Annotated in this window: 19 protein-coding genes and 1 pseudogene; 8 read left to right on the forward strand and 12 right to left on the reverse strand. The window is 63.1% G+C overall.

Translation table 11 applies throughout. The features are described 5' to 3' along the window. Positions 1-15 precede the first annotated feature (15 nt). Positions 16-1,050, reverse strand: a complete 1,035-nt coding sequence (locus tag ABIB54_RS13815) for an LLM class flavin-dependent oxidoreductase (RefSeq protein WP_354576101.1) — start codon at positions 1,048-1,050, stop codon at positions 16-18. A gap of 170 nt (positions 1,051-1,220) precedes the next feature. On the opposite strand from ABIB54_RS13815, the gene ABIB54_RS13820 reads away from it, so the two are divergent. Further along, positions 1,221-2,393, forward strand: coding sequence for a S1C family serine protease (locus ABIB54_RS13820; RefSeq protein ID WP_354576102.1), 1,173 nt, complete (start codon positions 1,221-1,223; stop codon positions 2,391-2,393). Between the two features lie 44 nt (positions 2,394-2,437). On the opposite strand, the gene ABIB54_RS13825 is transcribed toward ABIB54_RS13820, so the two are convergent. The 4 genes from ABIB54_RS13825 to ABIB54_RS13840 form a co-directional block, all read right to left on the reverse strand. Then, positions 2,438-3,457: a glycosyl hydrolase family 18 protein gene (locus ABIB54_RS13825; protein ID WP_354576103.1), complete on the reverse strand. Its 1,020-nt coding sequence runs from the start codon at positions 3,455-3,457 to the stop codon at positions 2,438-2,440. A gap of 101 nt (positions 3,458-3,558) precedes the next feature. Then, positions 3,559-3,942, reverse strand: a complete 384-nt coding sequence (locus tag ABIB54_RS13830; protein WP_354576104.1) for an RNA-binding S4 domain-containing protein — start codon at positions 3,940-3,942, stop codon at positions 3,559-3,561. A gap of 31 nt (positions 3,943-3,973) precedes the next feature. Further along, positions 3,974-4,417, reverse strand: a complete 444-nt coding sequence (locus tag ABIB54_RS13835; protein WP_354576105.1) for a hypothetical protein — start codon at positions 4,415-4,417, stop codon at positions 3,974-3,976. Between the two features lie 73 nt (positions 4,418-4,490). Beyond that, positions 4,491-5,312 carry a DUF1295 domain-containing protein gene (locus ABIB54_RS13840; protein WP_354576106.1) on the reverse strand — a complete coding sequence of 274 codons (822 nt, stop codon included), beginning with the start codon at positions 5,310-5,312 and terminating at the stop codon, positions 4,491-4,493. A gap of 165 nt (positions 5,313-5,477) precedes the next feature. Between ABIB54_RS13840 and ABIB54_RS13845 the strand changes: the two are divergent. Further along, positions 5,478-6,110 (forward strand): annotated as a pseudogene (locus ABIB54_RS13845) (DNRLRE domain-containing protein); the annotation flags it as partial. Positions 6,111-6,287: 177 nt separating this feature from the next. Further along, positions 6,288-7,631: a glycoside hydrolase family 71 protein gene (locus tag ABIB54_RS13850; protein WP_354576167.1), complete on the forward strand. Its 1,344-nt coding sequence runs from the start codon at positions 6,288-6,290 to the stop codon at positions 7,629-7,631. A 159-nt stretch (positions 7,632-7,790) separates the two neighbouring features. Here the strand turns inward: ABIB54_RS13850 and ABIB54_RS13855 are convergent, their stop codons facing one another. After that, positions 7,791-9,176: a tyrosine-protein kinase domain-containing protein gene (locus ABIB54_RS13855; protein ID WP_354576107.1), complete on the reverse strand. Its 1,386-nt coding sequence runs from the start codon at positions 9,174-9,176 to the stop codon at positions 7,791-7,793. A gap of 264 nt (positions 9,177-9,440) precedes the next feature. Between ABIB54_RS13855 and ABIB54_RS13860 the strand changes: the two genes are divergently transcribed. Beyond that, on the forward strand, positions 9,441-10,850 hold the full coding sequence (locus ABIB54_RS13860) for a hypothetical protein (protein ID WP_354576108.1): 1,410 nt from the start codon (positions 9,441-9,443) through the stop codon (positions 10,848-10,850). Here ABIB54_RS13860 and ABIB54_RS13865 read toward each other — a convergent pair. From ABIB54_RS13865 to ABIB54_RS13875, 3 genes are all read right to left on the reverse strand, one after another. After that, complete coding sequence (locus ABIB54_RS13865; protein WP_354576109.1) at positions 10,786-11,895, reverse strand: glycosyltransferase; 1,110 nt, start codon at positions 11,893-11,895, stop codon at positions 10,786-10,788. The genes ABIB54_RS13860 and ABIB54_RS13865 overlap by 65 nt on opposite strands. Next, positions 11,892-12,332 (reverse strand): LbetaH domain-containing protein, encoded by a 441-nt coding sequence (locus ABIB54_RS13870; protein WP_354576110.1) that lies wholly within the window; start codon positions 12,330-12,332, stop codon positions 11,892-11,894. The genes ABIB54_RS13865 and ABIB54_RS13870 overlap by 4 nt, the downstream gene beginning before the upstream one ends. Before the next feature lie 185 nt (positions 12,333-12,517). Further along, on the reverse strand, positions 12,518-13,261 hold the full coding sequence (locus tag ABIB54_RS13875) for an SGNH/GDSL hydrolase family protein (RefSeq protein WP_354576111.1): 744 nt from the start codon (positions 13,259-13,261) through the stop codon (positions 12,518-12,520). A gap of 526 nt (positions 13,262-13,787) precedes the next feature. Here ABIB54_RS13875 and ABIB54_RS13880 point away from each other — a divergent pair. Further along, complete coding sequence (locus ABIB54_RS13880; protein WP_354576112.1) at positions 13,788-14,852, forward strand: hypothetical protein; 1,065 nt, start codon at positions 13,788-13,790, stop codon at positions 14,850-14,852. Positions 14,853-14,869: 17 nt separating this feature from the next. After that, positions 14,870-15,553, forward strand: a complete 684-nt coding sequence (locus tag ABIB54_RS13885; protein WP_354576113.1) for an acyltransferase — start codon at positions 14,870-14,872, stop codon at positions 15,551-15,553. On the opposite strand, the gene ABIB54_RS13890 is transcribed toward ABIB54_RS13885, so the two are convergent. Further along, positions 15,550-16,137, reverse strand: a complete 588-nt coding sequence (locus tag ABIB54_RS13890) for a CDP-alcohol phosphatidyltransferase family protein (RefSeq protein ID WP_354576114.1) — start codon at positions 16,135-16,137, stop codon at positions 15,550-15,552. The genes ABIB54_RS13885 and ABIB54_RS13890 overlap by 4 nt on opposite strands. A gap of 513 nt (positions 16,138-16,650) precedes the next feature. Here ABIB54_RS13890 and ABIB54_RS13895 point away from each other — a divergent pair. Beyond that, positions 16,651-22,731 carry a LamG-like jellyroll fold domain-containing protein gene (locus ABIB54_RS13895; protein ID WP_354576115.1) on the forward strand — a complete coding sequence of 2,027 codons (6,081 nt, stop codon included), beginning with the start codon at positions 16,651-16,653 and terminating at the stop codon, positions 22,729-22,731. Between the two features lie 8 nt (positions 22,732-22,739). Further along, positions 22,740-24,224 (forward strand): glycerophosphodiester phosphodiesterase, encoded by a 1,485-nt coding sequence (locus tag ABIB54_RS13900; RefSeq protein ID WP_354576116.1) that lies wholly within the window; start codon positions 22,740-22,742, stop codon positions 24,222-24,224. On the opposite strand, the gene ABIB54_RS13905 is transcribed toward ABIB54_RS13900, so the two are convergent. Beyond that, positions 24,173-25,459, reverse strand: coding sequence for a glycosyltransferase family 4 protein (locus tag ABIB54_RS13905; protein WP_354576117.1), 1,287 nt, complete (start codon positions 25,457-25,459; stop codon positions 24,173-24,175). The two genes, ABIB54_RS13900 and ABIB54_RS13905, sit on opposite strands and share 52 nt — an antisense overlap. A gap of 10 nt (positions 25,460-25,469) precedes the next feature. Next, on the reverse strand, positions 25,470-25,991 hold the full coding sequence (locus tag ABIB54_RS13910) for an FAD synthase family protein (protein ID WP_354576118.1): 522 nt from the start codon (positions 25,989-25,991) through the stop codon (positions 25,470-25,472). Position 25,992: the final 1 nt, after the last annotated feature.

A 25,992-nucleotide genomic window follows, 5' to 3' on the forward strand; every position in this document is an offset into this window, starting at 1 on the left:
CTGCCACGGCACCGGTCAGACTGCGGCGGCCGCCGGCTCCCATCCGATTGCCGGAGCGATGTGCTTCGCAATCGTTTCCAACAGTCGGGAGTTGTATTCGACCCCCAACTGGTTCGGAACGGTGAGGAGCAGGGTGTCCGCCGCGCGAACGGCGGCATCCTTCGCGAGTTCTTCGGCGATCTTGTCGGGTTCTCCCACGAAGCTGCGTCCGAATCGAGCCGCTCCACCGTCGAGCTGTCCGACCTGGTCTGTCGAATCGGATGACCGGCCGCCGAAATAGGCGCGGTCCCGATCCGTCACAATCGGAAGCACGCTTCGGCTCACGGAGACCCGAGGGGTGCGGTCCCAACCGGCTTCGGCCCAGGCGGCACGATAGAGGGCGATCTGTTCAGCCTGCAACTCGTCGAACGGCACCCCGGTGTCCTCTGTCAGAAGGGTCGAGCTCATGAGGTTCATGCCCTGCTCGGCCGCCCACACTGCGGTTTTCCTCGTTCCGGAGCCCCACCAGATGCGTTCGGAGAGCCCGGGCGACTGCGGCTGGATCGACAGCGCCGCGGAGTGGCCGCTCATTCGGGGATTGGCCCGCACTACCCCGGCGCCGTCGATTGCGGCACGGAACAGTTCGGTGTGTGCCCGGGCCAGGTCGGCATCCAACTGTCCGTCACCGGGGAGGTAGCCGAATGCCTCGGAGCCGTTCAGTGCCGTCTCGGGGGAGCCACGGCTGATGCCGAGTTGCAGCCGTCGATTGCTGATCAGGTCGGTCACCGCCGCCTCCTCGGCCATGTAGAGCGGATTCTCGTAGCGCATGTCGATGACTCCGGTGCCGACCTCGATGTGGCTCGTTCGAGCGGCCATCGCCGCGAGCAGGGGAAACGGCGAGGCGAGCTGTGGAGCGAAATGGTGCACGCGGATGTACGCGCCATCCAGGCCGAGTTCCTCGGCGGCCACTGCCAGCTCCACCGTCTGCAGCAGGGCATCCTGCGCCGTCGGTGTGAGGGAGCCTCGCACGTCCTGCCAGTGCCCGAAGGAGAGGAATCCGATTCGTTTCATGGGGGATGAAGCGTGTTTCGAGCCTGCGGTATTCCCGGCGGAACACCGCAGGGGCAGTCCTCATCGCCCTCGAAGGTGGCGCCCAACCCGTGCATAGCTGCCCCATAGCCCGGAGGGCTGTGCTGGAGTTCAGCCCGACGATCGAGTCGGTCGAAAGGACTCCCGCCTCCATGAGCATGAACGAATCTGCACCGTTCCACCCCGAGGCCGCTCCCGCCCACCGCAGGTGGCGACCGCGTTCGATCGTTATCGCGGCATCCGTCGGCGCACTGGTCATCGCGTGCGGCGCGACCGGCATCGCCGCGACCGCGCGGGTGATGTCGCTGCAGGCCGGGGTCTCCTCGTCGTCATCGACCGGCACGAACGCGACTCTCCTTCCCCAGCGTGGCTCATCCGGATCGATGTCCCGCGCCTCCGAGACCGCGAGCGCGACACCCGCGACCGCTCGCCAGTCCCTCGGCATCGTGATGATCGACGCCGTTCTGGGGTACGAGGGCGCGGAAGCGGCGGGGACGGGCATCGTGCTCAGCGCCAGTGGCGAGATCCTCACCAACAACCATGTGATCCGCGGCGCCACCCGCATCTCCGTGACGGTCGCCAGCACGGGCACGACCTACACCGCGGATGTGGTGGGAACCGACACCACCAGCGACATCGCTGTGCTGCAGCTGCGGGGCGCGTCCGGGTTGGTCACCGCCCCGCTCGACACCGCCTCAACGGTCGCCGTCTCGGATGCCGTCACCGCGGTCGGGAACGCGGGCGGTACGGGTTCACTCACCGCCGCTGCGGGCACGGTGACCGCCGTCGACCAGACGATCACCGCGGCGGGGGAGTCTGGGCGCGATCCGGAGACCCTGAAGGGACTCATCGAGACCGACGCGGACGTCGTAGCGGGAGACTCCGGGGGGCCGCTCTACGACTCCGACGGCGCAGTCGTCGCCATTGATACCGCGGCCTCCAAGGGGTCGTCCGCGGTCACCGGCTACGCGATCCCGATCGGCACGGCCCTCCACATCGCCACCCAGATCGAGTCCGGGGTCGCGACCGACCAGATCACCATCGGCCTTCCCGCGTTCCTCGGCATCGGCATCGGCCAGGCCGACCCCACCGTATCCGGAGCCGTGATCTCGGGTGTCGTCGCGGGGACGCCGGCGGAGTCCGCAGGACTCGTCGCCGGCGACACGATCACGACGGTGGATGGCGACGCGATCACCTCCGGCAGTCAGCTCAGTTCGGTTCTCGGTGGTCATGCCCCCGGCGACTCCGTCGCGATCGGGTGGACGGATGCCGCGGGAGCCGCCCACTCCGCAACGGTCACGCTCATCGAGGGTGCCGCCGACTGAGCCTGCCGGGCCTTCCCCGTGGGCCGATCGTTCGGAGTGCTCGTCTACAGCGGATCGGTGAGCGACAGCTCCCACACGGCGAGCCCGTGCAGGTTGCGGCTCAGCGCGAGGCTGTGCCGAACCTCACGGGACCGGGCGTCCGACCACCAGACGACGGTGTCATCCGGAAGCGTCGCTGTCCACTCCGCCTGGGTCGAGTCCCACTGGGCGAGGTCGCCCGCGAGCGCGCGAGAGTCGTCGTCGCTGAGTTGCTTGCCCTCTGATCCGTTGCCCGGCCAGGAGTAGCCGTAGCCGGCCACGCCGAGGTCGATTCGGGCGGTCGGCACGCCCGCGGCGATGAGGGCGTCGAGAGCGGTGGTGGCCCACGGCAGACCGCCGACCGGTCCGGGCTTCGAGAAGGACGGACCGTGCTGGTCGTAGGCCATGAGCACGACTCGCGTCAGCTGGGGGGTGAGTTGCGCGAAATCGTAGCCTGCATCCCGGTACCGCGAAGCCGAGCTCGCCGCCATCACCGCCATCGATACCGACCGGGGTGCACCGAGGGAGTCGTGCAGCTGTGTGGTGAAGGCGGCGAGACCGGGGGCATCATCGGCTCCGAGAGACTCGAGGTCGAGCTGCACTCCATCGAATCCGGCGGCGGAGACCTGTGCGACCAGTTGGGTGATGACGGTCGAGCGGTTCTGGGCGCTGGAAAGCAGGGCGGAGGCGATCTTGCCGGAGAAGTCCGACGTCAGCGAGTCGTAGTTGCTCACAAGGAGGTCTGCGGTGAGTCCGCGAGAGTGCGCCGCAGCAACCAGGCCGGCCGCGTTGGCCGGGAGTCTCGACACCGCATCCCCGGCGGCGGAGATGGTCACGCCGTCGATGCCGATCGTGGTGATGGCGTGGGTGTCCCGGTCGAGCGAGGTGGCGTTCGCGAGTGTTGGCACGACATACAGCTCGGTGGGGATCGCCGGCAGCGAGGCTGAGGGCGACGGGCTCGCAGCCGGCGTGGCGGCGATCGCCGCGCATCCGCTCAGGAGGAGCGATGTGGCCAGCGCGAGTGAAGTCACTATTCTGTTCCGCACGCTCACCTCCTCATCTCCGCAATCACTCGGTCGTTCCAGCCTCGATCCACAGTAGACGCGCTCCCCAGACCGGGCGAATCGGCCGCGCCGCGAATGCCGGCTCAGTCTTCCGCTGATCGCCCGCGGAGTTTTTCGAGGTCTCGTCGTTCTCGTTTGGTCGGGCGCCCAGCACCCCGGTCGCGCCGGACGGTGACCGCGACCTCTTCCCTCGGCGGGGGCGGTGGGGTGAGGTCGACGAGGCACTCCACGGCGACGGATGCGCCGACGCGCTTCGAGACCAGTCGGGCCACCAGAACGGTGCGTTCGAGGTCGGTGGTGCGCAGTCGAACCTCGTCGCCGACGTGCACGGACTGTGCGGCTTTCGCTCTCTCGCCGTTGACCTGCACATGGCCGGCACGACAGGCCGCGGTGGCCGCCGAGCGGGTCTTCGCCAGGCGCACCGCCCAGATCCAACTGTCGACTCGCGCGCTGGTCGGGGCATCCATTCTTCGACTCTACGACCTCGAAATGGCGCGATCAGGCGGAGGCGAGGGAGCCCTTCCAGGAGACGAGGCCACGGACCGTTTCGCTCGGGTCATCCGCCAGGCGCTGCATCACATCGGCCGGCACGAAGAAGTTGACGGCGAGGAATCCCCTCACCCGCTCCGAGGGGTCATCGGCCAGCGAGCGCAGCACATCGCAGGGGGCGGTCTCGTTGCGAGCGACACACGCCCGAACCCCTTCGTCAGTGTCGTGCGCCAGCGTCACGAAGAGGTCTTCCGGCGTGTTGTAGCTGCTGGCCGCGCTCTCGCGGATCTTGGGGTTCGCGTCGGCCGCGAGCAGCCGGAGTCGGCGGATCTTGCTCGCCGTCACCGGGGGAGCGGGATGCAGCGTCGCCGCCTCCTCGCTGGTGAGCATCACCGGAGCGTGGTCACGCATGGCCTGGCGCTGGGCGGGGGTGTTGAAACGGATGCAGGACATGACGGTCACGATACCGACAGCCCCCGTCCGACACGCGAAACACCCCGATCGCGCAGTCGATTCGCGGCAATTCTCAGGCGATCAGTCCCGCCCGGTTCCGCCGGGGAAACCAGGGGATGCTCGGCGACGTCGTCTGCTGGTACCGGGCGTATTCGGGGTACTTCGCCACCGTGAGGTTCTCCGTGAAGCGGGTCGAGCCGACGAACAGCGCACTCAGGAGCACGGCGCCGACCACGGTCCAGTGCCACACGGTTCCCATCGCGACGGCTCCGAAGAAGAACAGCAGCCACCACTGCGCCTGTTCGAAGAAGAAATTCGGATGCCGCGACAGTCGAAACAGCCCGGTCTGCAGAAAGCGTGGCCGGGGTTCACGCCCGGCCGCGAGCTCGGCTCTCTTCCAGCGGTGGAAGTCCCACTGCTGCTGATCGGCGATCGTCTCACCGACGAGACAGGCGAGGAAGAGCGCGCTCAGCAGGACGTCGAGTCCGCCGAACGGAACACGACCGTTCTCGAGGGCGGCCAGACCCGGGAGGGTGATCAGCACCAGCAGGATGTTCTGGTAGATCACGATGAAGAAGAGATTGAACAGTCCGAACTGCCGGGGCGTCATGCGCGACCGAAGCACCGGCCAACGGTAGTCCTCTGCGCCGGAGTACCCGCCCTTGCGAGCGAAATTGAAGGTCAGGCGCGCTCCCCACAGAGTCACCAGCACCGCCATGACATCGAGCCGCGCATCCTGCAGCCCCGCCGATCCGGCAAAGATCCAGAGGTAGGCCACCGGAAGCAGCGACCACAGCCGATCGACCCAGGAGGTGTCACCGGTGATCAGGGAGGCGAGCCAGGCGAAGGCGCAGGCCGCCAGATACAAGATCGAGACGAACGCAAAAGATGTCACGTGCCGAATCATAGGTCGCAGGTGTGCCTCGGGACGATGAGGAACTCCCCACCGACTGGGCGTTGAACGCGGATTCTGTTACATTGTTGTGACCTGTGTGTCGACAGGGGGGTGTGCGGCGGGCTTTATTCGATACTGATGTGAACGTTTGGACTTAACTGAGCCATGAGCCGACCCCCGCAGCACCGCCACTCTGATTCGACCTCCGGTGGGTGGTCCTCCCGCATCGTCTCACGGTCGGTCGCGCGCATATTCGATCGTCCACGTAATCGCTTACTTGCGGGAATCGTCGCCGCGGTCGCCGTCGCCGGACTCGCCATTCCCGCGGTCGCCGCTGGCACCCCGATCAGGCCCGTGATTCCCGCTACTCCAGCCCTCGCCTCCGATGTCACCGCGGGAAGTAGATCCGTGACCATCCCGGCAACGGAGGCGACGTGGACATCAACGCGATACCCATCCTCTCCACGCACCGCGCAGCCCTATCTCAGTGCATCGAGAACCGCGGATGCGAGTTTTCTCAAATTCAGCTTGCCGAGCCTCACAGGCTCGAAAGTGAGGAGTGTGTTCTTGCAGTTGCGGGTCGCCAGCACTGGCGCTACTCGGGCGGGCGTGCAGGTTTACCCGACAGCGTCGACGTGGTCGACGTCGACTCTCACTCAAAAGTCGATACCTTCCCGAACCGGTGCTCTTGCGAGCACGGCTTCGGTAGCGGCGGTAGCAGGAAGAACGATTTCGATACCGCTCTCGACCGACTCATCACTATGGTCAGGGTCTGCCACATCGTTCGAGATCCGCTACTCGCAAGCATTCACGAGTAATACGTTCTATCGTTCGGGCACCTACGGTCCAAAGCTCATCGTTGTTGTAGACGGCGCGTCCTCGACGTCGCCGGAACCGAGTCCGCAGCCGTCCGAGCCGGGTGCGTCATCGTCGCCCGAACCATCAGCAACCACCGGTTCGGAGCCGACCACAGGCATGGCCTTCGCCATAGCGAAGTCGAACAGTTCGGCGAAGAAGGTCTTCGCTCATTACTTTCCTCCATACCCCATATCGTTCGACAATAAGCCGGCCGCCAGCGACTATTACGCACGGAACTACCTCACTGCCACCGGTGAGGGTGGGGTGCACGCGCTGTCAGGCGGTCTGCTCCGCGACCGACCCGAAGGCAGGGACCCGCTTCCCGGCGACTGGCAACTGGCAGACATGAAGTCCGAGGTGAATGCTGCAGCGGATGCCGGAATCGACGGGTTCAACGTCGACATCCTGAGCCTCGGCGGAGACAACTGGAACCGCACTGTGCTTCTGATGAAGGCCGCCGAGCAGTCCGGTCGTCATTTCACTATCGTGCCGAATCTGGATGCCACAGCAAGCGCGGGAAAGTCCGACATCAACACCGTAGCCGCAAAACTTGCCGAACTGTATGCATATTCCTCCGCCTACAAACTTCCCACGGGGGAGTACGTTCTCTCGTCCTTTGCGGCGGAGCGGCAGAGTCCTGCGTGGTGGACCCAGCTGAAGAACACTCTGTCGACTCGCTACGGGGTGAAGACCGCGTTCATCGCCATCTTGCTCAGCCCAAGCGACTCGAACTTGAAGGCTTTTGCTCCAATCAGCTACGCCATCGGCGACTGGGGCACGCGGACCGCGCAGACCGTCAAGGACGCCCCGGCCTATGCGGCCAAGGTCCACGCGCTCGGCGTGAAATGGATGGCTCCCGTTGCAATTCAGGATGAGCGTCCACGAAGCTTCCTCTACGCCGAGGCGAGCAATACCGAGACCCTTCGTGCGTCGTGGGATCGCGCGGAGTCTGACGGCGCGGATCTCGTGCAACTCGTGACCTGGAACGACTACTCCGAGGGCACATCCTTCGCTCCCTCAGCCGGACACGGAGATTCTTTTCTCGACATCAATGCCTTCTACGCGACGCGTTTCAAGACCGGTGCAGCACCTGCCGTCACCGGTGATGCGATCTACATCACCAACCGAATCCAGGCATTCGGAGCTGTGCCGAGCACGGTGCAGCAGCTCATGGCCCCGACTCTGAGTGGCACGACCGTCAAGCCCCGAGACTCGGTTGAGGTTCTCACGTTTCTCGCGAAGAGCGCTGTGGTGACGGTCACGATTGGCAACACGACCTCGACGTACACGGCTCCAGCGGGCGCTTCCACGAAGACTTTCCCAATTGCAATCGGCGGCATCTCGGTGGTCGCAGAGCGAGCGGGGACTCAAGTCGCGAAGGTTGTCTCCACTCATCCGATTGTCGCGAAACCGCTCGTTCAAGACCTGGCGTACTACGCGAACAGTAGCCGTGAGCAATGACGAGCATGGCGACGTGTTTCAAGGTCGCCAGTCATAGTCACAGTTACCGGTCACCGTCACAAGTCGAAGTCGAGTTTCTGGCATGCGATGGGATATCCCTCGCGATGGGAATCTGCACCGGTTGCGATCACCCGTCAGCCCCTCGGCGTTGGCTGACGGCTACTCCGGGGACGAGGTTGCCGTTGACTGTCTACGCGACTTCGGCACGTAGCTCGCTCGGAAGCGACCGAGGGTTCGAGCTGAGGCACGGTTGAACACGGTTCCGACGAGCGATCCATCCGCAGATTCCAGCAGTTCGAGCGAACGGCGGAGTTCCCGGGCCTCCACGCGTCCGGCGCCCACCACCAGAAGCGCCCCTCCGACCAGGTTGGCGAGGATCGCGCCGTCGGTAACGGGGAGCAGCGCAGGGCTGTCGACTATGACGAAATCGAACTCCTGGCGAAGGCGGGAGAAGAGCACAACGGCGGCGTTGGACCCGACGAGTTCGCTCGCGTTGGGCGGCACGGATCCGGACTGGATAATGCTGAGGCTAGACGATCCCCACGGTTGAAGTGCGTCGGCGAAGGGTATGCCGTCGGCAAGCACGTCGGAAAGGCCGAGCGCGGTCGAGTCAAGCGCGAAAAGTGTGGCGATGGCTGGTGTGCGCAGATCTGCGTCAACAAGGCATACCGTGCGCCCGGTTGCGGCTATCGAAATTGCGAGGTTTGCCGCTGTCACGCTCTTTCCTTCTCGCGGAATGGACGAGGTGATCAAGATGGCGTGACGGGGGTCGGTTACTTCGAGGGCGAGCACATTGGTCCGCAGCTGGCGGAATTCTTCCGCACGCACCGTGCTCTCCAGCTCGACGTCGAGAAGAGGCGCGCGCGCAGCAGCACGATCGTTGACGACCGTGCCGAGAATGGGGGCATCGGTGAACTCGAGGAGTTGCTCTGTGCTCCTCACTCGGGTGCTGGCGATCTCCCGAAGAATGATGAGCACCAGCCCCACGAGGAGGCCGGCGAGAAGTCCGAGGAGGAGGGCGACCCGCGTGTTGGGGGCGGATGGCGCTGCGGGAACCGTGGCGTTCTGAACCGGTTCGAGCCGAATCGGCGTGGTGCCGTCACTCTTCTTGGGCACGAGCTTGACGACCTCGTCGACGAGGCTGCTTGCGATGGCATTGGCGATCCCTGCTGCCCTCCCGGGGGAGCTGTCTGTCACCACGATAGAGATGATCGACGTGTTGAGCGGCACCGTTACTGAGACGTTGCGAGCGAGTTCGGCCACGGTCGACTCGAGGCCGAGCGATGAGATCACCGGATCGAGAACGAGTTCCTTCGTGGCGATCGCGCTGTAGTTGCGAGCCTGCTGCTGCGAGAAGGCGCCGCCTTGTGCGAGATCACTTGTATTGTCGATGCCCGCCGCCGAGACGAATAACTCTGACTCCGCGGTGTATTCGCGCGGGGTGGCGAGGACATAGACGGACCCGCCGATGAGACCGACTAGCGCGAAGGCAATGAGCACGATCCAGCGAGACCGCACAAGATTCCAAAATTGACGATGATCCATCGGATCATCACCTCCCCCAACTGAAGTGAGCGGTCGGGTCCGCGCATCGACTCGATAGTACCAATCGGTGGGAGGGTGCCCGCTTCGCCCACTAAGGGGGGTTTCCTTGTTATGCAAGGATGGGCCCATGATCGGTCTGAGGGAGGCAGCGACACAGTGACAGTGCAAGCTCCTGCGCGACCTCCCATTTCCGCTGCCGCCGGCGGGGTCAGGTACATCTGGTTCGCCCTTTCGGCCTTCGCTCTTTCGGCTCTCGTTCCCCTAATGCTTCTAGCGCAGGTCGAGAATGTCGGGCGAAGCACCGCGTGGATCATCACCCTTGCCATTGCAGTCTGGACGGGGCTCCGGCTATCGGCGATCATCGCTGCAGGTCGGCCGATGCTGTTCGATTTCTTCTTCCTCATGTTCTGCTACGTGTTCATGGGCTTGGCGCCGACGGTGCAAATTCGCAGCAATCTCCTCTCGACGACGACAAAGGGCATCGACTCAGGCTTCGACGTGCCAACGGCGGTACTCGTGGCCGTGGGGATCGCTCTCTACGAGCTGGGGCGTCTGAGTCGATATCTCAGGGAACGCGCCAACGGCAATGCATCGTCGGTTATCGCGGTTCGACGTGCTCTCCAATCGCAACAGACCAAAGTGAGCCGAGTGCGCGCATTCCTGCTGCTGGGATTCGGCATCGCCTTCAGCGCCTATTTCATCTCGAAGACAGGAATCGACTCCCTGTTCGGCAGCAGAGACCAGGCTTTTGCCGCCCGGTCTATCGCCTGGCCCGACCCCGCCATCCGTTCCGTTATGTATTCGTTGGCGATCTACCCACTCCTCGTCGGAATCGGCGCTATCACCCAGGTGCGCAAGTCCGTGCGTCGAGAGCTTTCCGGATGGTATCTGGTCGTTATCCTGGCAGCCTCGGCGGTACTGCTCACGATCATCAACCCGATCAGCAGCGCCCGGTACAGTCTGGCGACGGTGCTTTTCGCCCTCGCCGTGTATGCCGGCGCCGTGGTCAATCCTCGCCGCGTTCGCGGCACTCTCGTTGCGGCTATCGCCGGGCTGATCTTCCTTTTCCCCCTTGCAGACGCCTTCCGGTCACCGGCCGTCAACCTGGTACGGAACGGGTTCTTCGGCGAGTACAAGAGCAATCCGGATTATGACGCTTTCTGGCAGATCGCGAATGCATATTCCTTCGTGCTCGACGGTTTGGTCCATGTCGGACAGCAAGCACTCGGAAGCCTCTTGTTCTGGGTCCCTAGAGCGGTGTGGCCGGACAAACCCGTCGATACCAGCATCCTTCTCGCCAACTATCGCGGCTACAGCTTCACGAATCTGTCGGCGCCGCTGTGGGCAGAATTCCTGGTGAACGGCGGGGTACCGCTCCTGGTGATCGGCTTCCTGGTCGTGGGCTATGTCGTGCGGGCCATGGACAGGAGACTATTGCCTGCGTTCGGGGCAGCCGGCTACTGGGCGATCGTGGGGGCCATTTTCCCCGTCTACATGACTATTTTGCTGAGGGGATCGTTGCTGCAGGCCACGGGTGCGGTTGCCGTCGCGCTCGCCTGTCTTCTCATTGTGCGGAAGCCTGACCGAACAACTCTGACAGGCGACCGGTTCAGGATCGATACGACGCTTCGAGACGTTCCGCGACGGCGGCCATCCCGAATCGTTCGCGACTAGCGGTCAGGCCGGCTTCGCCCATTCTTCTGGCCAATGCCGGGTCGCCGAGGAGCTCCCCGATGGCGGTGGTAAGCGATTCGAGCGTGGCGTCAACGACGATTCCGCATCCGATCTCCCGGATCGCCGGCGCAAGCCCACAGGTCTCAGTCACGATCACCGGTAAGCCCACCGACATCGCTTCGAGCACGGACATCGGGTAGGGTTCGTCGACGCTCGGCAGGACATAGATGGACGACTGCGACATCCTCCCTGTCGTCTTCTCGGGCGGGAGTGCGCCCTCCCACCTGATCGCGTCAGTGCCGATGCCCGCAATCGCCTCGGAGATGGCGGCTCCCTCTCCTTCGTCGGGTCCAACGAGAGAGAATTCGGCGTTCGGATACGAAGCCGCCAGAATCGCGGCAGCCTGCACGAATGCCAAGGGTCTTTTTCTCGGGGCGAGGCGAGCCAGATAAAGAACCTCCGCGGGGTCGCGTAGGTGATGTCGTTCGAGCGTGCTCGTCGGCACTCCGTTGCCCAATTCCGCCAGGGGGATGTCTCGCCCGGCAACGAGAATGAGATCACTCCGTTCGCGATCGGTGAGGTAAAAGACCACTTTCGCGTGAGTTAGCACGCGCCGGGTGATGGCGGCGTCAAGCGGCCGGGCCAGCGGATTGCTCGAGACGTCGATCATTCCGTGGGTCTGTAAGACATAGGGGACACGATGACGTCGTGCCCAATCGGCCGCCGGAAGGGTGACGAAATCCCGAGCAGCGTGAATGTGCAGGATGTCCGCCGAAGAACCATGACGATGGAGCCAGCGTTGAAGGGCTGGAGACGCGAGACCGGCGAAGCCGATTCCGGGAATGACTGTGCGCGCTCGGAAGAGATGAACCGGCACCCCGTCGATTTCGGTGGGCATGACGGGTCCGAAACCGCGGGCCCCTCCGACCACCCGCGCGTCGTGTCCCGCCTCCCGCAGCGCACGCGCATGATTCACAGCAACTCGAACTGGGCCTCCGTACTCTCCATCAGGGCTGACCAGTGTCACGATTGAGAAGATCCTCATCGAGTCGATCTCCGTGGCGGTTTGATCGGTGCCTCGGTCGATGCTGGCGCGACCACGATCGATCCCGCAGCGACATCTGCGACGACGAGAGCAGTCGCACCGACGACGCTGTCAGCGCCGATTGTGCACCCACGAAGAACCGTCGCGCGCGCGGCCACCCACGCGCCGTCCTCGATGACGATCGGGGCGTTGTCGAACTCGAAGGTAGCGGAGCGTCGGAGATGACTCCCTGTGCAGAGGAACACTCCTTGCGAGATACAGACGTCGGCCCCGATGGTCACCGGCTCGAGGTTCAGAATCCAGGTCTCCTCGCCGATCCATGAACCGTCGCCAACCGTGAGTTTCCACGGCCAATGGATGCGAACGCGGTGACGGATCAGCACGCTCCGCCCGATGTTGGCACCAAATACGCGGAGAATGCGATTCCGTACGGGCACAGGGCACCACCATCGCGTGACGACGAGACCTGAGACGAGCATCCACGACACTTGCCAGACAGGGCTCCGTCCCTTGTCGTAGCCAGCGCCGGTAAATCCGCGGAGATTGTGGCGGATCCGTCCGGGCTGTTCGTGAATTAGTTCGTCCTTCGGCATTTTTCGCCCGACACTTCCCAGCAGCCCGGCTACTTCTTGATTGCTTCTTCGATGCGAGCGGCAATCGCAGAATAGCCAGCATCATTGACATGAGCTCGATCAGCGGCGATGAACGTCGGCTTGATGACGTTCGGTTCGATCAAACTCACGTAGGTTGCTCCTGCGCGAGCTGCTGCCGCGCGCACTGCCGAATCGAATTCGACTATCGGCTTGGAAACCGCCCCGGTTGTCGATGGCCCGATGGCATAGATGTGAGCGTCGGGGAGGCCGGTGCGCAGCGAAGCGAAGGTGGTGTCGATCGCCGTGAGAACCGACGCTCGGTCTTTGAGAAACAGCTCGAAATCGCTCTGACCGCCTGAGACGAACACCACCTCCGGCTTGGCAGCGATGGCCAACGGAACCATTTCGACGAAGTTGAGGCATCTCACTTGGCCGCATTCGGTTGGCGTTCCCGACGACAGGTAGCCGGTGCCGCTTCTGCCGAGATTCTGGGGCTCCCAGCCCTCTTTCAGTGACACGAGGGTGACCCATCTCGTCGCCGGGCCCGAGGCGCCAGCGCCCTGGGTGTACGAGTCGCCGATGAATACAGCGTCGGTCGAGTTCGTAGTTCGAATGGTCGATCGTGGGCCTGTGGCCTTCGCGGTCTCGCCGGAGATGAGGGCGAGTGTCGCGAGCACGATCGCCAAGACGGTTAAGAGCCCTAGGGCGCCAAAGACGAGCGCTGCTCCGACAGTAGGTGTAAAACGGATTCGCGGTCGCGAGGGTCCAGACATTGCGGTACACCTACTTTCACGAGAGGTCACGAAACGGTTTCGGGTTTTTCCGCTGCGGTCCGCTCACCAACACCATAGCGGCGGCAGCACGGTGTTCCTATCCCGCAAATTGGGGGAAGCGGTTAGTGGCGGCGCACTGAGCGGTAACCGGAGCCGATACATGTTCGACAGGGGGCTGATAGTTTGGGCACCTATCCTCAGGTCTTCGACTAACCCGATTCTCGACTGAACCATTCCCAGGGGTGATAACGCCATGACGACGGCAGAATCCGATGACCAACGCGCTCCGCGATTCCGGCGCGCGCGAAAGGCTCTGGTTTCGGTTGCAGGCTATGGCACGTCGATGGTGCTGCTAGCCATATCCTCGCTGCTCGCGATCCCTGCGATGGTCGCCGCTAGCGGCGCGCACGCATGGGGAGCTATCGCGGTCGGTCAATCCATCGGAGGAGTCGCTGCGGTAGTCATCGCTTACGGGTGGGGCCTGTCTGGGCCCGCCGCTATCGCGCGAGCCGACGAGCTCGGACGGATGAAAGAGTACTCAGAGTCGGCCGTTACGAAGATATTGCTCAGCGTTCCCATCGCCGGGCTCGCATTTCTCCTCGCTTGGTTGGTCGGCCGGGATTTCGCGATCTTCGCCGGGATCGGTGCTGTCTCGATGGCGTCCATCGGCCTCACTGCGGGCTGGTTTTTCGTCGGTCGCGGCCAACCCTGGCTGATGCTGCTCTTCGAGACGGTGCCGCGCGTTGGTGGGACCATCGTCGGAATCTGGTTCATGACCACCGGATCGTCGGCGCTTATTGGAGTGCTGTGGCAGCTGTTCGGGATGGTCGCGGCATTCACGCTGTGCAGTCTCGTCATCCTTCGACCGTGGCGGCTCGAGTCGCTCCGATCGATCTCCAGGAAACCAGTGCGCAGAGTCCTTGTTGACCAACGCCAGGGCATAACCTCGTCGATTCTGTCCTCTGTCTACGCCTCCACGCCGATCGTGATCGTGACCATACTCGCGCCGGGAGCGCAGCCGGTATACGCCGTGGTGGAGAAGGTGCAGCGGCAGGTGATTGTGGCGCTCGGACCGTTCGTCACGGTTTTGCAGGGATGGGTCCCACGGGCTCGCGGTATCGAAGCGCTTCATCGGCGCGTGCGGCAGGGCACTCTCGCAACCGCGGTCTTCGCCGTTGCGCTCGGTGGCCTGATGCTCGCCGCCGCTCCGGAATTGATTCGGTGGCTCGGCGGCGGGGTCATTCAGCCGACGATGGCCATCCTCGCGCTGATGGCGACTATCACCGCCGTCAGCCTGTTCGAATCAGTGGTGAGCAAGGCGGCACTCTCCGCGCTTGAACGGCTCGACGTGGTCGCGAAGTCGACCGCTATCGGCTCTCTCGTCGGTCTTCCACTCGTGGCTGTCGGCAGCCTTTCGCTCGGAGCGCTAGGTGCTCTTATCGGCATTCTCGTTGGTTTGGTGCTGCGTCTTATCTTGGAACTGGTGGGAATGCGATCGGCGATGTCTTCGAGCAGGCCTGCGTCCTCCGACCCGGAGCATCCTGTTATCGACACCGCAATCGACCCCGAACTCGGATTGGACATCGCATGAATCGTCTTAGGAACTTGGTGCTCGCGTTCGTGTGGATCCTGCCAGCGGGTCACACGAAGAACCATTTACTTCGACGCCTCGGCCATTTCATCCACCCGTCGGCAATTGCTCGGTCCAACATCGTGCTGAAAGTGAGTCGCATCACTATGGGTCCGGGAAGTCGCATTGGCAAGTGGAACGTCATTAAAGACCTTCGGCTTGTGTCCATAGGGGCGAGCGCATCGATTGGTCGACTCAACGTCATTTCGTCCCATCCGGTGTACAAGCGGCTGTACCCGGACGGTGCCTCGCTATCGGTCAAGTCGAATGCCTTCATTACAAGTCGTCACCAGCTCGATTGTTCGGGGTCCATCACTCTCGGCTCGTTTTCGACGATCGCCGGGCACGAGACGAAGATCCTGTCTCACAGCATCGACGTGCGCGAAGATGTGCAGGTCGCGCACCCGATCATCATTGGCGACCGGAGTTTCGTGGGCGCGCGGTGCCTCATTCTTGGGGGAGCTTTTCTTCCCGAACGATCCGTTCTCGCGGCCGGCTCCGTTCTCGCTCGCTCAAAGTCAGCGGGCGAACCTGGACTGTACGCGGGCGTTCCTGCCCGGTTTCGAGGACCTGTCGAAGGCAAGTGGTTCGGGCGAACGGCGACCGGCACCAGCCGGGTGTTCATCCCGGCGACGGGTAAAACCGTGGAAGATGCCCTCTAGGAATCGCGAACAGGGGAACGGGAGAGTGCCCGGAACCATTTTGAGAGCAGCAGCGCCATGATCGCTGTGGTGGCAACGAACAGCAAGCCGTATACGACAGCGAACAGCCACGGCCACCCGAGGAAAATGAAGCTCAATGCCAGGATGCCGTAGTCGGCAGGCAGCAGGGCGACGGCGCGAATGGTCGACGGCGCATCGGGAACAGTCGAATCGCCGGTCGCCGGTCGTAAATGGCGTTCGAGTTCGCCTCCGAAGAACGTCACGATCGACACCACCTGGAAGCCGAGCGGCACGAGAAGCCACGCTCCGCCCAGCGGGAAGAAGCGGTAGGCAGCCACAAGCACAGCAGCGTGGATCGAGACGATCTTGCCGGCGTCCACGACGTGGTCGAGCCACTCCCCAGCAGGAGAACCTCGCCCGGTGAGTCGGGCTACCTGTCCGTCGGCAGAATCGAGCGCGAACCCGAGCGCAAGTAGAACCGCGATAAGAATCCCTCGTACTGGATGCGGCGGGCCGGTCATCAGCGCGATGATCCCCAGGGCGGTGATCAGTGCGGAAGCGACAGTGACTTGGTTCGGTGACATGCCGAGTCGATAACAGAGTGCAGCGAGAAGCCGGCCTACCGGCCTATTCACATATCTGCTGTACAGAGAGACCCCGCGATTGGGCTTCTGGGCCGACGACAGGTCACCGAGTGCTTGGCGAAACGATCTTGTGGCCATGGCAATCTCCTTGTCGAGTGGGTACCGTGACGTCAGTGCGCTCGACCGCACCCTGCGTCGACCCTAACCGACCGCAACGTCAGCGCGGATCATCTCTCCGTGTGCCGCCGACTGGCACCCCTTCGGGGGGTTTGTGCCTTGACCCCTATTCGAGGTACGGTATGCGGAGCTAGATCTAGGGCTCTCACGCTTCCCACCCAGAAGTGATGACATGGGCGCGTTAGTTTCGCTACTTACCTATTTACCCGCAGCGATCCAGGTCCATACCCGTGGCCTCGCTGCTTACCCGAGGGATAAATGGACATGCGCAAGCCTGCCTTCATATTGTCGACCATTGCGGTTGTCAGCGGATTAGCTCTGTCGAGCTTGACCGCGATGCCTGCATCCGCACTCACGCCAGGCGTCGCATTCAGTGCCGCAGACCTGGCTACCTGGCAGACCAACGGGGTCGTCTATGCGACGGGAACGGTGAGCGGGAAGGTTCTCGCCGGCGGAACCTTCTCCCAGATCTCCCCGCCGACCGGGGGAAGTGGGACGACCCAGGCGCGAAATGCCCTTGCCATATTCAATGCCGAGACGGGTGCACCAGACTCCTGCCAATACACCCTCGCGTTTTCGGGCGGCACGCCGTCAGTTCGATCTATCGTCGCTGCCCCGGGAAGCACCACGATATTCATCGGTGGTGACTTCACCTCGATCAACGGTGTGGCCGTCGCGCGCCTGGCAGCCCTGGACCCGATCTCCTGCACTATCAAACCGTTCCGCACTCCGGGGATCGGGGGATCGGTGCTCGGGTTGGCCGTGACCGACTCGACAGTTTTCCTCGCTGGCCAGTTCACCACAGTGGCGAGCCAGGGGCGCGATCGTCTGGCGGCGGTGAACTCCTCGACCGGAGCGCTGCTGCCCTGGGCACCGGATGCCGACGGCATCGCGCGTGCAGTTGCCGTCTCGCCCGACGGCACCAAAGTCGCTGTCGGCGGTGACTTCTACAACGTGAACGGCAATGACTCGCACGCCATCGCGGTCGTCGACTCGACGACCGGCGCAACGGTGCGGAATTACCCGGTGGATCGTGGCAACCCCTCCGCAATGACCTATTCGCAGAGCGGCACCGGCGCGGTCCCGACCTGGCAGCAGAACACAGTGGTCAAGGTGATCACCACCGACGCGGCGAGCAACAGTTTCTACGTGGGCAACGAGGGAACCGGTGGTGGCGTATTCGATGGCCGAACCGCACTCAGCTGGGACACACTTGACCAGCGTTGGCACGACACCTGCCTCGGTGCGACACAGGCCCTAGAGGTCTATCAGGGCACCCTTTATATCGCCAGCCACGCCCACGACTGCTCGAGCAACAACGCCTTCGGCGATGGCAAGCGCAACTTTTTTATGGCACAGTCGACGACGGACGCGAGCATTCTGCAGTGGTTCCCAACCGCCAATGATGGAATCGGTGAAGGAATCGGCCCGCGCGCGCTGACCATCGCTACCGGCGCGACGACAGGAAAGAAATACCTCTGGTTCGGTGGTGAGTTCACCCAGGTGAACGGGCACACCCAGCAGGCTCTCACCCGTTTCGGTCCGGATGACGTAACCGTCCCCCCGACGCCGGCGATCGCGGCCGAGGCGCTCACGTCGAATGCGGTTCAAGTGCGGTTCCGCACGGTTGTCGACCCTGATGACGGGGTGCTCACGTACAACGTCTACCGCAACGGCGGAACCACGCCCATCTGGAGCGGAACCGCGAGTTCGTACTGGTGGAGCCGTCCGCAGGTGACTTTCGTCGACACGAATGTGACACCGGGCACTCTGTACACCTACCGGGTCTCAGCGACGGACGGGATCAATACCAGCACCCTGTCCGGTTCCGTAGGAGCTCGGCCGGCGACCAAGGCAGCGAATTATCCGTCGACGGTCATCTCGGACGGAGCGAATCTCTACTGGCGCTTCGACGAAACCACCACGCCGTGGGTACAGGACAAGTCGGGCGTGACCGCGCCGGCAGTCGCTAAGACCAGCGGTCTGAACGGCCTGTATCAGAATGGAATCGCCCTCAACGCTCCCGGAGCAATCGCCGGGGATTCCGACACTGCTGCAGTATTCAACGGAACCGACGGTTACGTCTACAGCGATCAACAGAAGCTTGGACCCACCACCTACAGCATCGAGACCTGGATCAAAACCACCACGACGAGTGGCGGAAAGATCATCGGTTACGGAAGCGGCATCCCGAAGACTAACAACAGCGCAGCGACCCTGAGCGGAAGCTACGACCGTCAGGTCTACATGGACAACTCCGGACGCCTCACCTTCGGCATCTACAGCGGGGGAGTGTCGGCCATTCGCTCCGCGAATGCCTACAACGACGGAACTTGGCATCACATCGTTGCCACGCAGGGGTCTGCCGGCATGAAGCTCTTCGTGGACGGCGTCAAGGTCGGTCAGAACGCGGTTAGCGCAAACCAGTCTTACCTGGGCAACTGGCATGTTGGCGGAGACAACATGAGCGGCTGGCCGAACCAGCCGTCGAGCAATTACTTCGGCGGCACGATCGACGACACTGCTGTGTATCCGAACGTTCTCTCCGCGCAGCAGGTCGCGAACCACTATCAATTGGCCGGTGGCAGCATCACCGTTCCGGTGGCTCCGGCCGACGTCTACGGTGCGAAGGTGTTCTCCCAAAGCCCTGACGTGTATTGGCGTCTCGACGACACATCCGGAACCACGGCGAAGGATGCTTCCTTCGCAGCTCAGTCCGACGGAACCTACGGGTCCGGAGTGACCCTGGCGCAGGGTGCCGGCATCCAGACAGGCACGGGTGTCACGGTTGACGGCACGCAGGCTGGCCTCATCTCCACTAAGGTCGCCGCTGGCGCATCAGCTCAGGTCAGCGAGGAAGCGTGGGTCAAGACCGGCACGACCTCCGGAGGCAAGATCGTCGGCTTCGAGGATTCCGCAACCGGAACGGGCAACAACTACGACAAGCAGATCTACATGACCAACGACGGTCGACTCATTTACGGGGTCTATGTCGGCGGGGTGAGATACGCTGAAACCTCCGCGAGCTACAACGACAATCTGTGGCACCACGTCGTCGGAACCCTTGGCCTGGACGGGCTGAAGCTCTACGTCGATGGCGCTCTGGTTGGTTCGGACAGCATCACCGCGAGCCAGTCGTTCGACGGCTACTGGAGGGCTGGTGGGGGCAACCTCAACGGCTGGCCCGACCAGCCGTCCAGTTTCTTCTTGAATGGAAGTCTCGACGAGGTCGCCGTTTACCCAATACAGCTTTCGGCTTCGGACGTGCTCAACCACTTCCAACTCGGCACGAACCAGGCTCCCGACACCGAAGCTCCCTCCGTGGTGACCGGTGTCACCGGCACGGCCGCCGGATCCTCGGCATCCGTCACCTGGGCGGCTGCCTCCGATAATGTGGCGGTCACCGGTTACTCCGTGTATCGCGGGACGACGTCTGGGTTCACAGCCGATTCCTCGAGCAAGGTCGCTGACACCACTTCCGCGAGCTATTCGGATCCGACGCTCGCGGTCGGCACTTACTTCTACAAGGTCACCGCGACGGATGCCGCTGGCAACATGAGCGCAGCATCCGCCGCCTCTGCGGGCGTCGCGATCGCCGACTCGACACCTCCCACTGCTCCGACGGCAGTGACGGCGTCCGTCTCCGGTGCTTCGGTGTCCCTCAACTGGACCGCGTCGACCGACGACGTCGGTGTGACGGGATATTCCGTCCACCGGGGGAATTCAGCCGATTTCACGGCCGGAGCCGCTAACAAGATCGCAAACGTCGCGACCACGTCATACCTCGACTCGAACCTGGGCGCTGGCACGTACTACTACCGGGTGGTTGCTTTGGATGCGGCGTCGAACGCGAGCGCTGCGTCTGATGTGGCGAGTGCGGTGGTGACGGATTCGACGGCTCCGACTGCTCCGTCGGGAGTGACGGCCACGGCCACGGGCACTTCGGTGGCGGTGGAGTGGACGGCTTCGACGGATAACGTCGGTGTCGCTGGATACACGGTGTATCGGGGTACTACTTCCGGTTTCACTGCGGATGCGTCGAGCAAGATCGCGGATGCGTCCGGCACCTCTTACGCGGATACTGCTCCTGGTGCTGGCACCTTCTTCTATCAGGTGACGGCGAAGGATGCGGCGGGCAATGTGAGTGCGGCGTCGAGTTCGGCATCCGTGTCGATCGCTGACACGACAGCTCCGACGGTTCCGTCCGGGTTGACGGCGACTGTTGCTGGTTCGACCGTGACGTTGTCTTGGACGGCGTCGACGGATGATGTCGCGGTGACCGGATACTCGGTCTACCGTGGTGCTTCGGCCGGCTTCACCGCCGACGCGTCGACTCGGATCGGCGGGGCGACGTCACCGTCGTACGTCGATTCCGGTCTCGCTGTCGGCACGTACTACTACCGGGTGGTTGCTTTGGATGCGGCGTCGAACGCGAGCGCTGCGTCTGATGTGGCGAGTGCGGTGGTGACGGATTCGACGGCTCCGACTGCTCCGTCGGGAGTGACGGCCACGGCCACGGGCACTTCGGTGGCGGTGGAGTGGACGGCTTCGACGGATAACGTCGGTGTCGCTGGATACACGGTGTATCGGGGTACTACTTCCGGTTTCACTGCGGATGCGTCGAGCAAGATCGCGGATGCGTCCGGCACCTCTTACGCGGATACTGCTCCTGGTGCTGGCACCTTCTTCTATCAGGTGACGGCGAAGGATGCGGCGGGCAATGTGAGTGCGGCGTCGAGTTCGGCATCCGTGTCGATCGCTGACACGACAGCTCCGACGGTTCCGTCCGGGTTGACGGCGACTTTTGCTGGTTCGACCGTGACGTTGTCTTGGACGGCGTCGACGGATGATGTCGCGGTGACCGGATACTCGGTCTACCGTGGTGCTTCGGCCGGCTTCACCGCCGACGCGTCGACTCGGATCGGCGGGGCGACGTCACCGTCGTACGTCGATTCCGGTCTCGCTGTCGGCACGTACTACTACCGGGTGGTCGCTTTGGATGCGGCGTCGAACGCGAGCGCTGCGTCTGACTCCGCATCGGTTACGGTCGTCACGCCTCCGGGCCAGACGACAACACTGACCGTCAACCCGACTGAGGATGCCGCGACCTACGGGGCTGCACCGACGAAGAACTACGGAACCGACAACCAGTTGTCCTCGCGGGGAACCGGCACGAACTCGCCGATCTCCTCGTATCTGAAGTTCGCAATCCCGGCAGCGCCGGATGGAACGACGCTGACCGGCGCGAGCCTCCGGGTGCGAACCTCGACCGACGCCACTGCGGCATCGGCTGATGCCCACACGTTCTCCATCGTCACGGGCACGTGGAGTGCGGCTAGTGTGACCTGGAACACCAGGCCGACCGGAGCTGGACCGCTCCTCGGGGTTCTGACCGGAGCGAGTGCTACCAACACGAACTACACGGTTGCTCTCGACGCCACTCAGTTGGCCGGCCTGGTCGGAACGACGGCGTCGTTCTCGGAGACCAGTACCGGAAGTGACAATGTGCGGCTGTGGTCGAATGACTCGACGAACGCCGCCTACCGTCCGCTTCTGACTCTGACCTACACCGCGGGGATCACGCCTCCGCCGAGCCCCGATACAGTGGCGCCGACCGTTCCAACGGCGGTTGCCGCAACCTCGCCGTCGGCTGGTTCGGTGATGGTGAATTGGACGGCTTCGACCGATAACGTTGGGGTCGCCGGTTATACCGTCTACCGCGGTGCGTCGGCCGACTTCGTCACCAATTCAGGGTCGAAGGTCACCGATGTCGCCTCGACGTCGATCACTCAAAGCTCGGTTTCGGCCGGAACCTACTTCTACAAGGTCATCGCCGTCGACGCGGCGGGAAACGCGAGCGCCGCGTCCTCCGCCGCGTCGGTGACCGTCGCCCCGGTGACGACGCCGCCGACAGTGCTCACGGTGAACGCCACGGAAGACTCCATGGCCTACCAGGTTCTCCCCACCACGAATTTCGGATCCGACCAGCAATTGTCTTCCCGGGGTCCCATCTCGGGAGCTTCGATTGTGTCCTACCTCAAGTTCGCCGTCCCGATGGCTCCGGCCGGGTCGTCGCTATCCGGTGCGACGCTTCAAGTTCGCACTTCCACAGATCCGAGTGCGGGCTCGGGTGACGCTCACGACCTATCAGTTGTCACCGGCCAGTGGACCGAATCGACGATCACCTGGGACACTCGCCCGACTGGAGCCGGGCCGAGCCTCGGCACGCTGACCGGTGCGACGGGAGTGAATGCCATCTACACGGTCGTTCTGAGCGTCGAGCAAGTCGCCGCCCTCGCCGGAACAACTGTGACAATGGCCATGAGCAGCGCCGGAACAGACAACCTGCGGCTATGGTCGACCAACGCGAGCACGGTGGCGTATCGCCCGGTGCTTTCGCTCACCTATAGCTACTGACGAGCTTCATGATCCGTGACGTCGGCGGGGGCGGTGCGGTCGATGGTGGCCGCACCGTTCCCGGCGCGATCAAGCGCCGTCAGTTCCTGTTCTTAGGGGCCAGCACGCTCGTCCTGGCGGCATGCGGAAAGATTCCGGAGGCTCACCGCGCTCTCACACCACGCCGGCCGATCACCATAGATTCCCTCATGGCGACCGTTCCTTTCTATATCGCCCACCGGGGTTCGGGTGACAATTGGGTGGAGCACTCTATGAGTGCGTACGAGAACTCGGTCGCCATAGGTGCGAAAGCTATCGAGGTTTCTGTGAACGCGACCTCCGATGGTGTGCTCGTCTGCCATCACGACGTCACGACAGAACGTCTTGCGGGCCAGGACGTGAACATCGCCGACGTGACTTTCGCCCAACTGTCCAGACTGCTCAATTCGTCAACTGATTGGCTCGGTCCCGCCGCGAAACCCCAGCCCATTCCTCGACTGACCGACGTGTTAGACCGGTTTGCCGCGACCCACGTGATCTTCTTGGAGGACAAGCAGGGAACGAATACCCGCGCACTCCTCGCCACCATGGCGAAATATCCGCGGGCGACTGAACACATCGTGTGGAAGACATGGGCCGGCGCCGCGCAGTACAAGTTGGTGCAGTCCGCTGGATATCGTATCTGGGGCTATTTCACCGACGAGCTGTACCCTCGCGCGGCCGAGCTCAGCGCCGACTTCGACTATCTCGGTGTGTATTCGACTGCCACCGACGATCAGATAGCCCAGGTCGTCGAGTTTGGAAAACCAGTGATCGGGTGGGAAATCCACTATCGCTCGATGCGCGATCGGATGTCCAGGCTCGGCGTAGCCGGGATGATGTGTTCGAACCTTCCCTACGTCACCTCGACGACCGCGAGCGCCACCACGGATGCTTTCGACTCCGGCCTCCGCGCAGCCGGAGACCTCCCTTGGACGACGGATCTAGGCACTTCGGTGCAGCCGACCATAGATCAAGCGACGGGTTCGATTTCCTTGGCTGTCGAGGACATTCAGAGCTACCTCATGGGGTCCACCTGCCCCGTTCCGAAAGGGAAACATACCTTCGCTTGCGATCTGCGGTGGCCGAAAGCTCTTCCGGATTCAAACGAACACGCCGGTATCGCATTCGGGCAGCAGGATGACAGCTCCTACCGAGTGCGGGTTGCAAGCCGCGTCGCGGGATATCACGTCGCCGTGCGGGCGAACGGAATGATCGATTTGTTTAGCCGCGAAGCCGGATCGATCAACGGGGTCCTCATCGGCTCTGTCAAGACAGATGCTCCGGTTGTCGGTCAGTGGATTCGGCTACAGGTCGAAGTTTCGACGGACACGGTCCGCGTCTATCGATTGGACGGCGCAACCTGGTCTCTGGAGGCCGCAGAAGTCGTTCCGCCAGGGGGGTACTTCTGGCTTTGCAAGAACTATGTGGCACCAATCCCGGTCGAGTTCCGTTCTGTGTCGGTTGTCGCATAGACCACGCTCGACAGGTCGGCGTCGCAAGCCCGGGAGAGGATCTCTTCGAAACGATCGATGGCTGGGCCTGGCGAGAGCAGCCGCGCGCTGAACCGCTTGCCCGCCATACCGAGGTCCCGTGAGTGCTGCGGGTGCGAGGCGAGGTGCTCTGCCGCCGCGACCAAGGCTCCGGGGGAATCGGCATCCACACGCACGCCGCCCCCTGATATCTCTAGTTCCTGTGCCGTGACGCTCGATTCGTCGGTCGCGGCGATGACCGGAAGACCAGTGCTGAAGTAAGAGGTGAGTTTGCTTGGCACTGACATCTCAGTGAGCCCTGGACGTTCGTTCACGAGCAGGACATCCGCAGCCAACAACGTCGACATGAACTCTTCCTTGGGAAGCGGGTCGAGGATGTCCAGCCGGTCGTTCCCTCCCATCGCTTCGAGCATCGAACGCTGATTCCCGTCGCCGAGGAGAATGAAACGCACGTTCGAACCCGTGGAGGCTGCGATGTGAGAGGCGTAAACGACGTTCTCAAGGCCCTGCTTCGCGCCCATGTTGCCAGCGTGCAGCACGATGACATCCTCGTCGGACCAGCCGTGTGCCGCCCGTACAGTCGCTCGGGGGGCGTGCGGCGTGATATCGACGTGGGACCAGTTGCGCACGACTTCTACGCGCCCCTCATCGATACCGAGATCTTCGACGAGGTACCGTTTGAAACGGTCATGAATGACCACCACCGATCCGGCCGAGTGAAGGACCGCGCGTTCGACTACGCGGAGCAATCTCCCGGCCAACCGCCCTCCAGTTCCACTCTCCGAGACCCCCAGCGAATAGATGTCCTGAACCCAGATGCTCGCGGGGATCCGGGTTATCCTGGCCCGAATCATTCCCAGCGCCACTGAGAACAGTGCGGGGCTCACGAAGAGCACCGCATCAGGCTTTCGCCAGCGGCTGAACATGGATTTCAGACCGAAATCGAGTTCCATGAGCATGCGATTGGCGAGCCGGGGTTTAGCCGGCACGTACTGGCGCACCCGTTGCACCACGACTCCGGATTCTCCATCTGTGCGCGCCGAACCGTCGAATCCCGGATAGATCTTCCACTGCGGGTAGTGCGGATATCCCACGATAGCCGTCACGTGGAAGCCGCGCGCGGCGAGGCCTTCCGAGAGGCCGGCGGAATACACCGCGATCCCCGTTGGCTCTGGCGCGTAGTTCAGGCCGACTACCGTGACATTCAGGGGAAGCACGCCGGTACTCCTATCCCTCGCTTCGTAGAAGGTCGGATTTTCCGCTGCCGTCGGAGCCGGCATCAGTTGAGCGGTGGTTCAGTGCCCGAAGCGCGCGACGAAGCACAGTGCTTGAAGTCGCAACCGTGTAGGGGAAGTAGATGACCTCGACCCCGACTTCTGCGAAGGCCTTTTCGAGCTTGATGCCCTTCTCTGACCCTTTCCAATCGTCCCCTTTGAAATAGATGTCGAAGGGTCGCGCGCGCCACGTTGCAAGCTTGTCGAGTTCGACCTCCGCGATGACCTCGTCCACGAAATCGATGTGGCGAACGATTTCAAGGCGTTCGGCGAGCGGAACGACCGGTCTAGCGCCCTTGGTTGCCTCGAGCATGTCGTCAGAGACCACTCCCGCGATGAGGTAGTCGCACTGACTCTTGGCGTGGCGCAGAATGTTGAGGTGTCCGACGTGAAAGAGGTCGAACGCGCCACCGGCGTATCCGATCCGATAGTTGTCGCTGGCACCGGGGGCCGTTGAGTTCGAGATTGATTCCACC

Origin of the sequence: Frigoribacterium sp. UYMn621 (assembly GCF_040549525.1) — a bacterium.
In the GTDB taxonomy this organism is placed as follows: Bacteria; Actinomycetota; Actinomycetes; order Actinomycetales; family Microbacteriaceae; genus Lacisediminihabitans.

Bases quoted from the DNA above. Each gene is read 5' to 3' on its own strand.
- ABIB54_RS13900 (WP_354576116.1), top strand. From the start codon at position 22,740: ATGATCCGTGACGTCGGCGGGGGCGGTGCGGTCGATGGTGGCCGCACC.
- ABIB54_RS13860 (WP_354576108.1), top strand. From the start codon at position 9,441: ATGCTTCTAGCGCAGGTCGAGAATGTCGGGCGAAGCACCGCGTGGATC.
- ABIB54_RS13895 (WP_354576115.1), top strand. From the start codon at position 16,651: ATGCCTGCATCCGCACTCACGCCAGGCGTCGCATTCAGTGCCGCAGAC.
- ABIB54_RS13855 (WP_354576107.1), bottom strand. From the start codon at position 9,176: ATGGATCATCGTCAATTTTGGAATCTTGTGCGGTCTCGCTGGATCGTG.
- ABIB54_RS13880 (WP_354576112.1), top strand. From the start codon at position 13,788: ATGAAAGAGTACTCAGAGTCGGCCGTTACGAAGATATTGCTCAGCGTT.
- ABIB54_RS13890 (WP_354576114.1), bottom strand. From the start codon at position 16,137: ATGTCACCGAACCAAGTCACTGTCGCTTCCGCACTGATCACCGCCCTG.
- ABIB54_RS13835 (WP_354576105.1), bottom strand. From the start codon at position 4,417: ATGTCCTGCATCCGTTTCAACACCCCCGCCCAGCGCCAGGCCATGCGT.
- ABIB54_RS13820 (WP_354576102.1), top strand. From the start codon at position 1,221: ATGAGCATGAACGAATCTGCACCGTTCCACCCCGAGGCCGCTCCCGCC.
- ABIB54_RS13865 (WP_354576109.1), bottom strand. From the start codon at position 11,895: ATGAGGATCTTCTCAATCGTGACACTGGTCAGCCCTGATGGAGAGTAC.
- ABIB54_RS13850 (WP_354576167.1), top strand. From the start codon at position 6,288: ATGGCCTTCGCCATAGCGAAGTCGAACAGTTCGGCGAAGAAGGTCTTC.
- ABIB54_RS13875 (WP_354576111.1), bottom strand. From the start codon at position 13,261: ATGTCTGGACCCTCGCGACCGCGAATCCGTTTTACACCTACTGTCGGA.
- ABIB54_RS13830 (WP_354576104.1), bottom strand. From the start codon at position 3,942: ATGGATGCCCCGACCAGCGCGCGAGTCGACAGTTGGATCTGGGCGGTG.
- ABIB54_RS13815 (WP_354576101.1), bottom strand. From the start codon at position 1,050: ATGAAACGAATCGGATTCCTCTCCTTCGGGCACTGGCAGGACGTGCGA.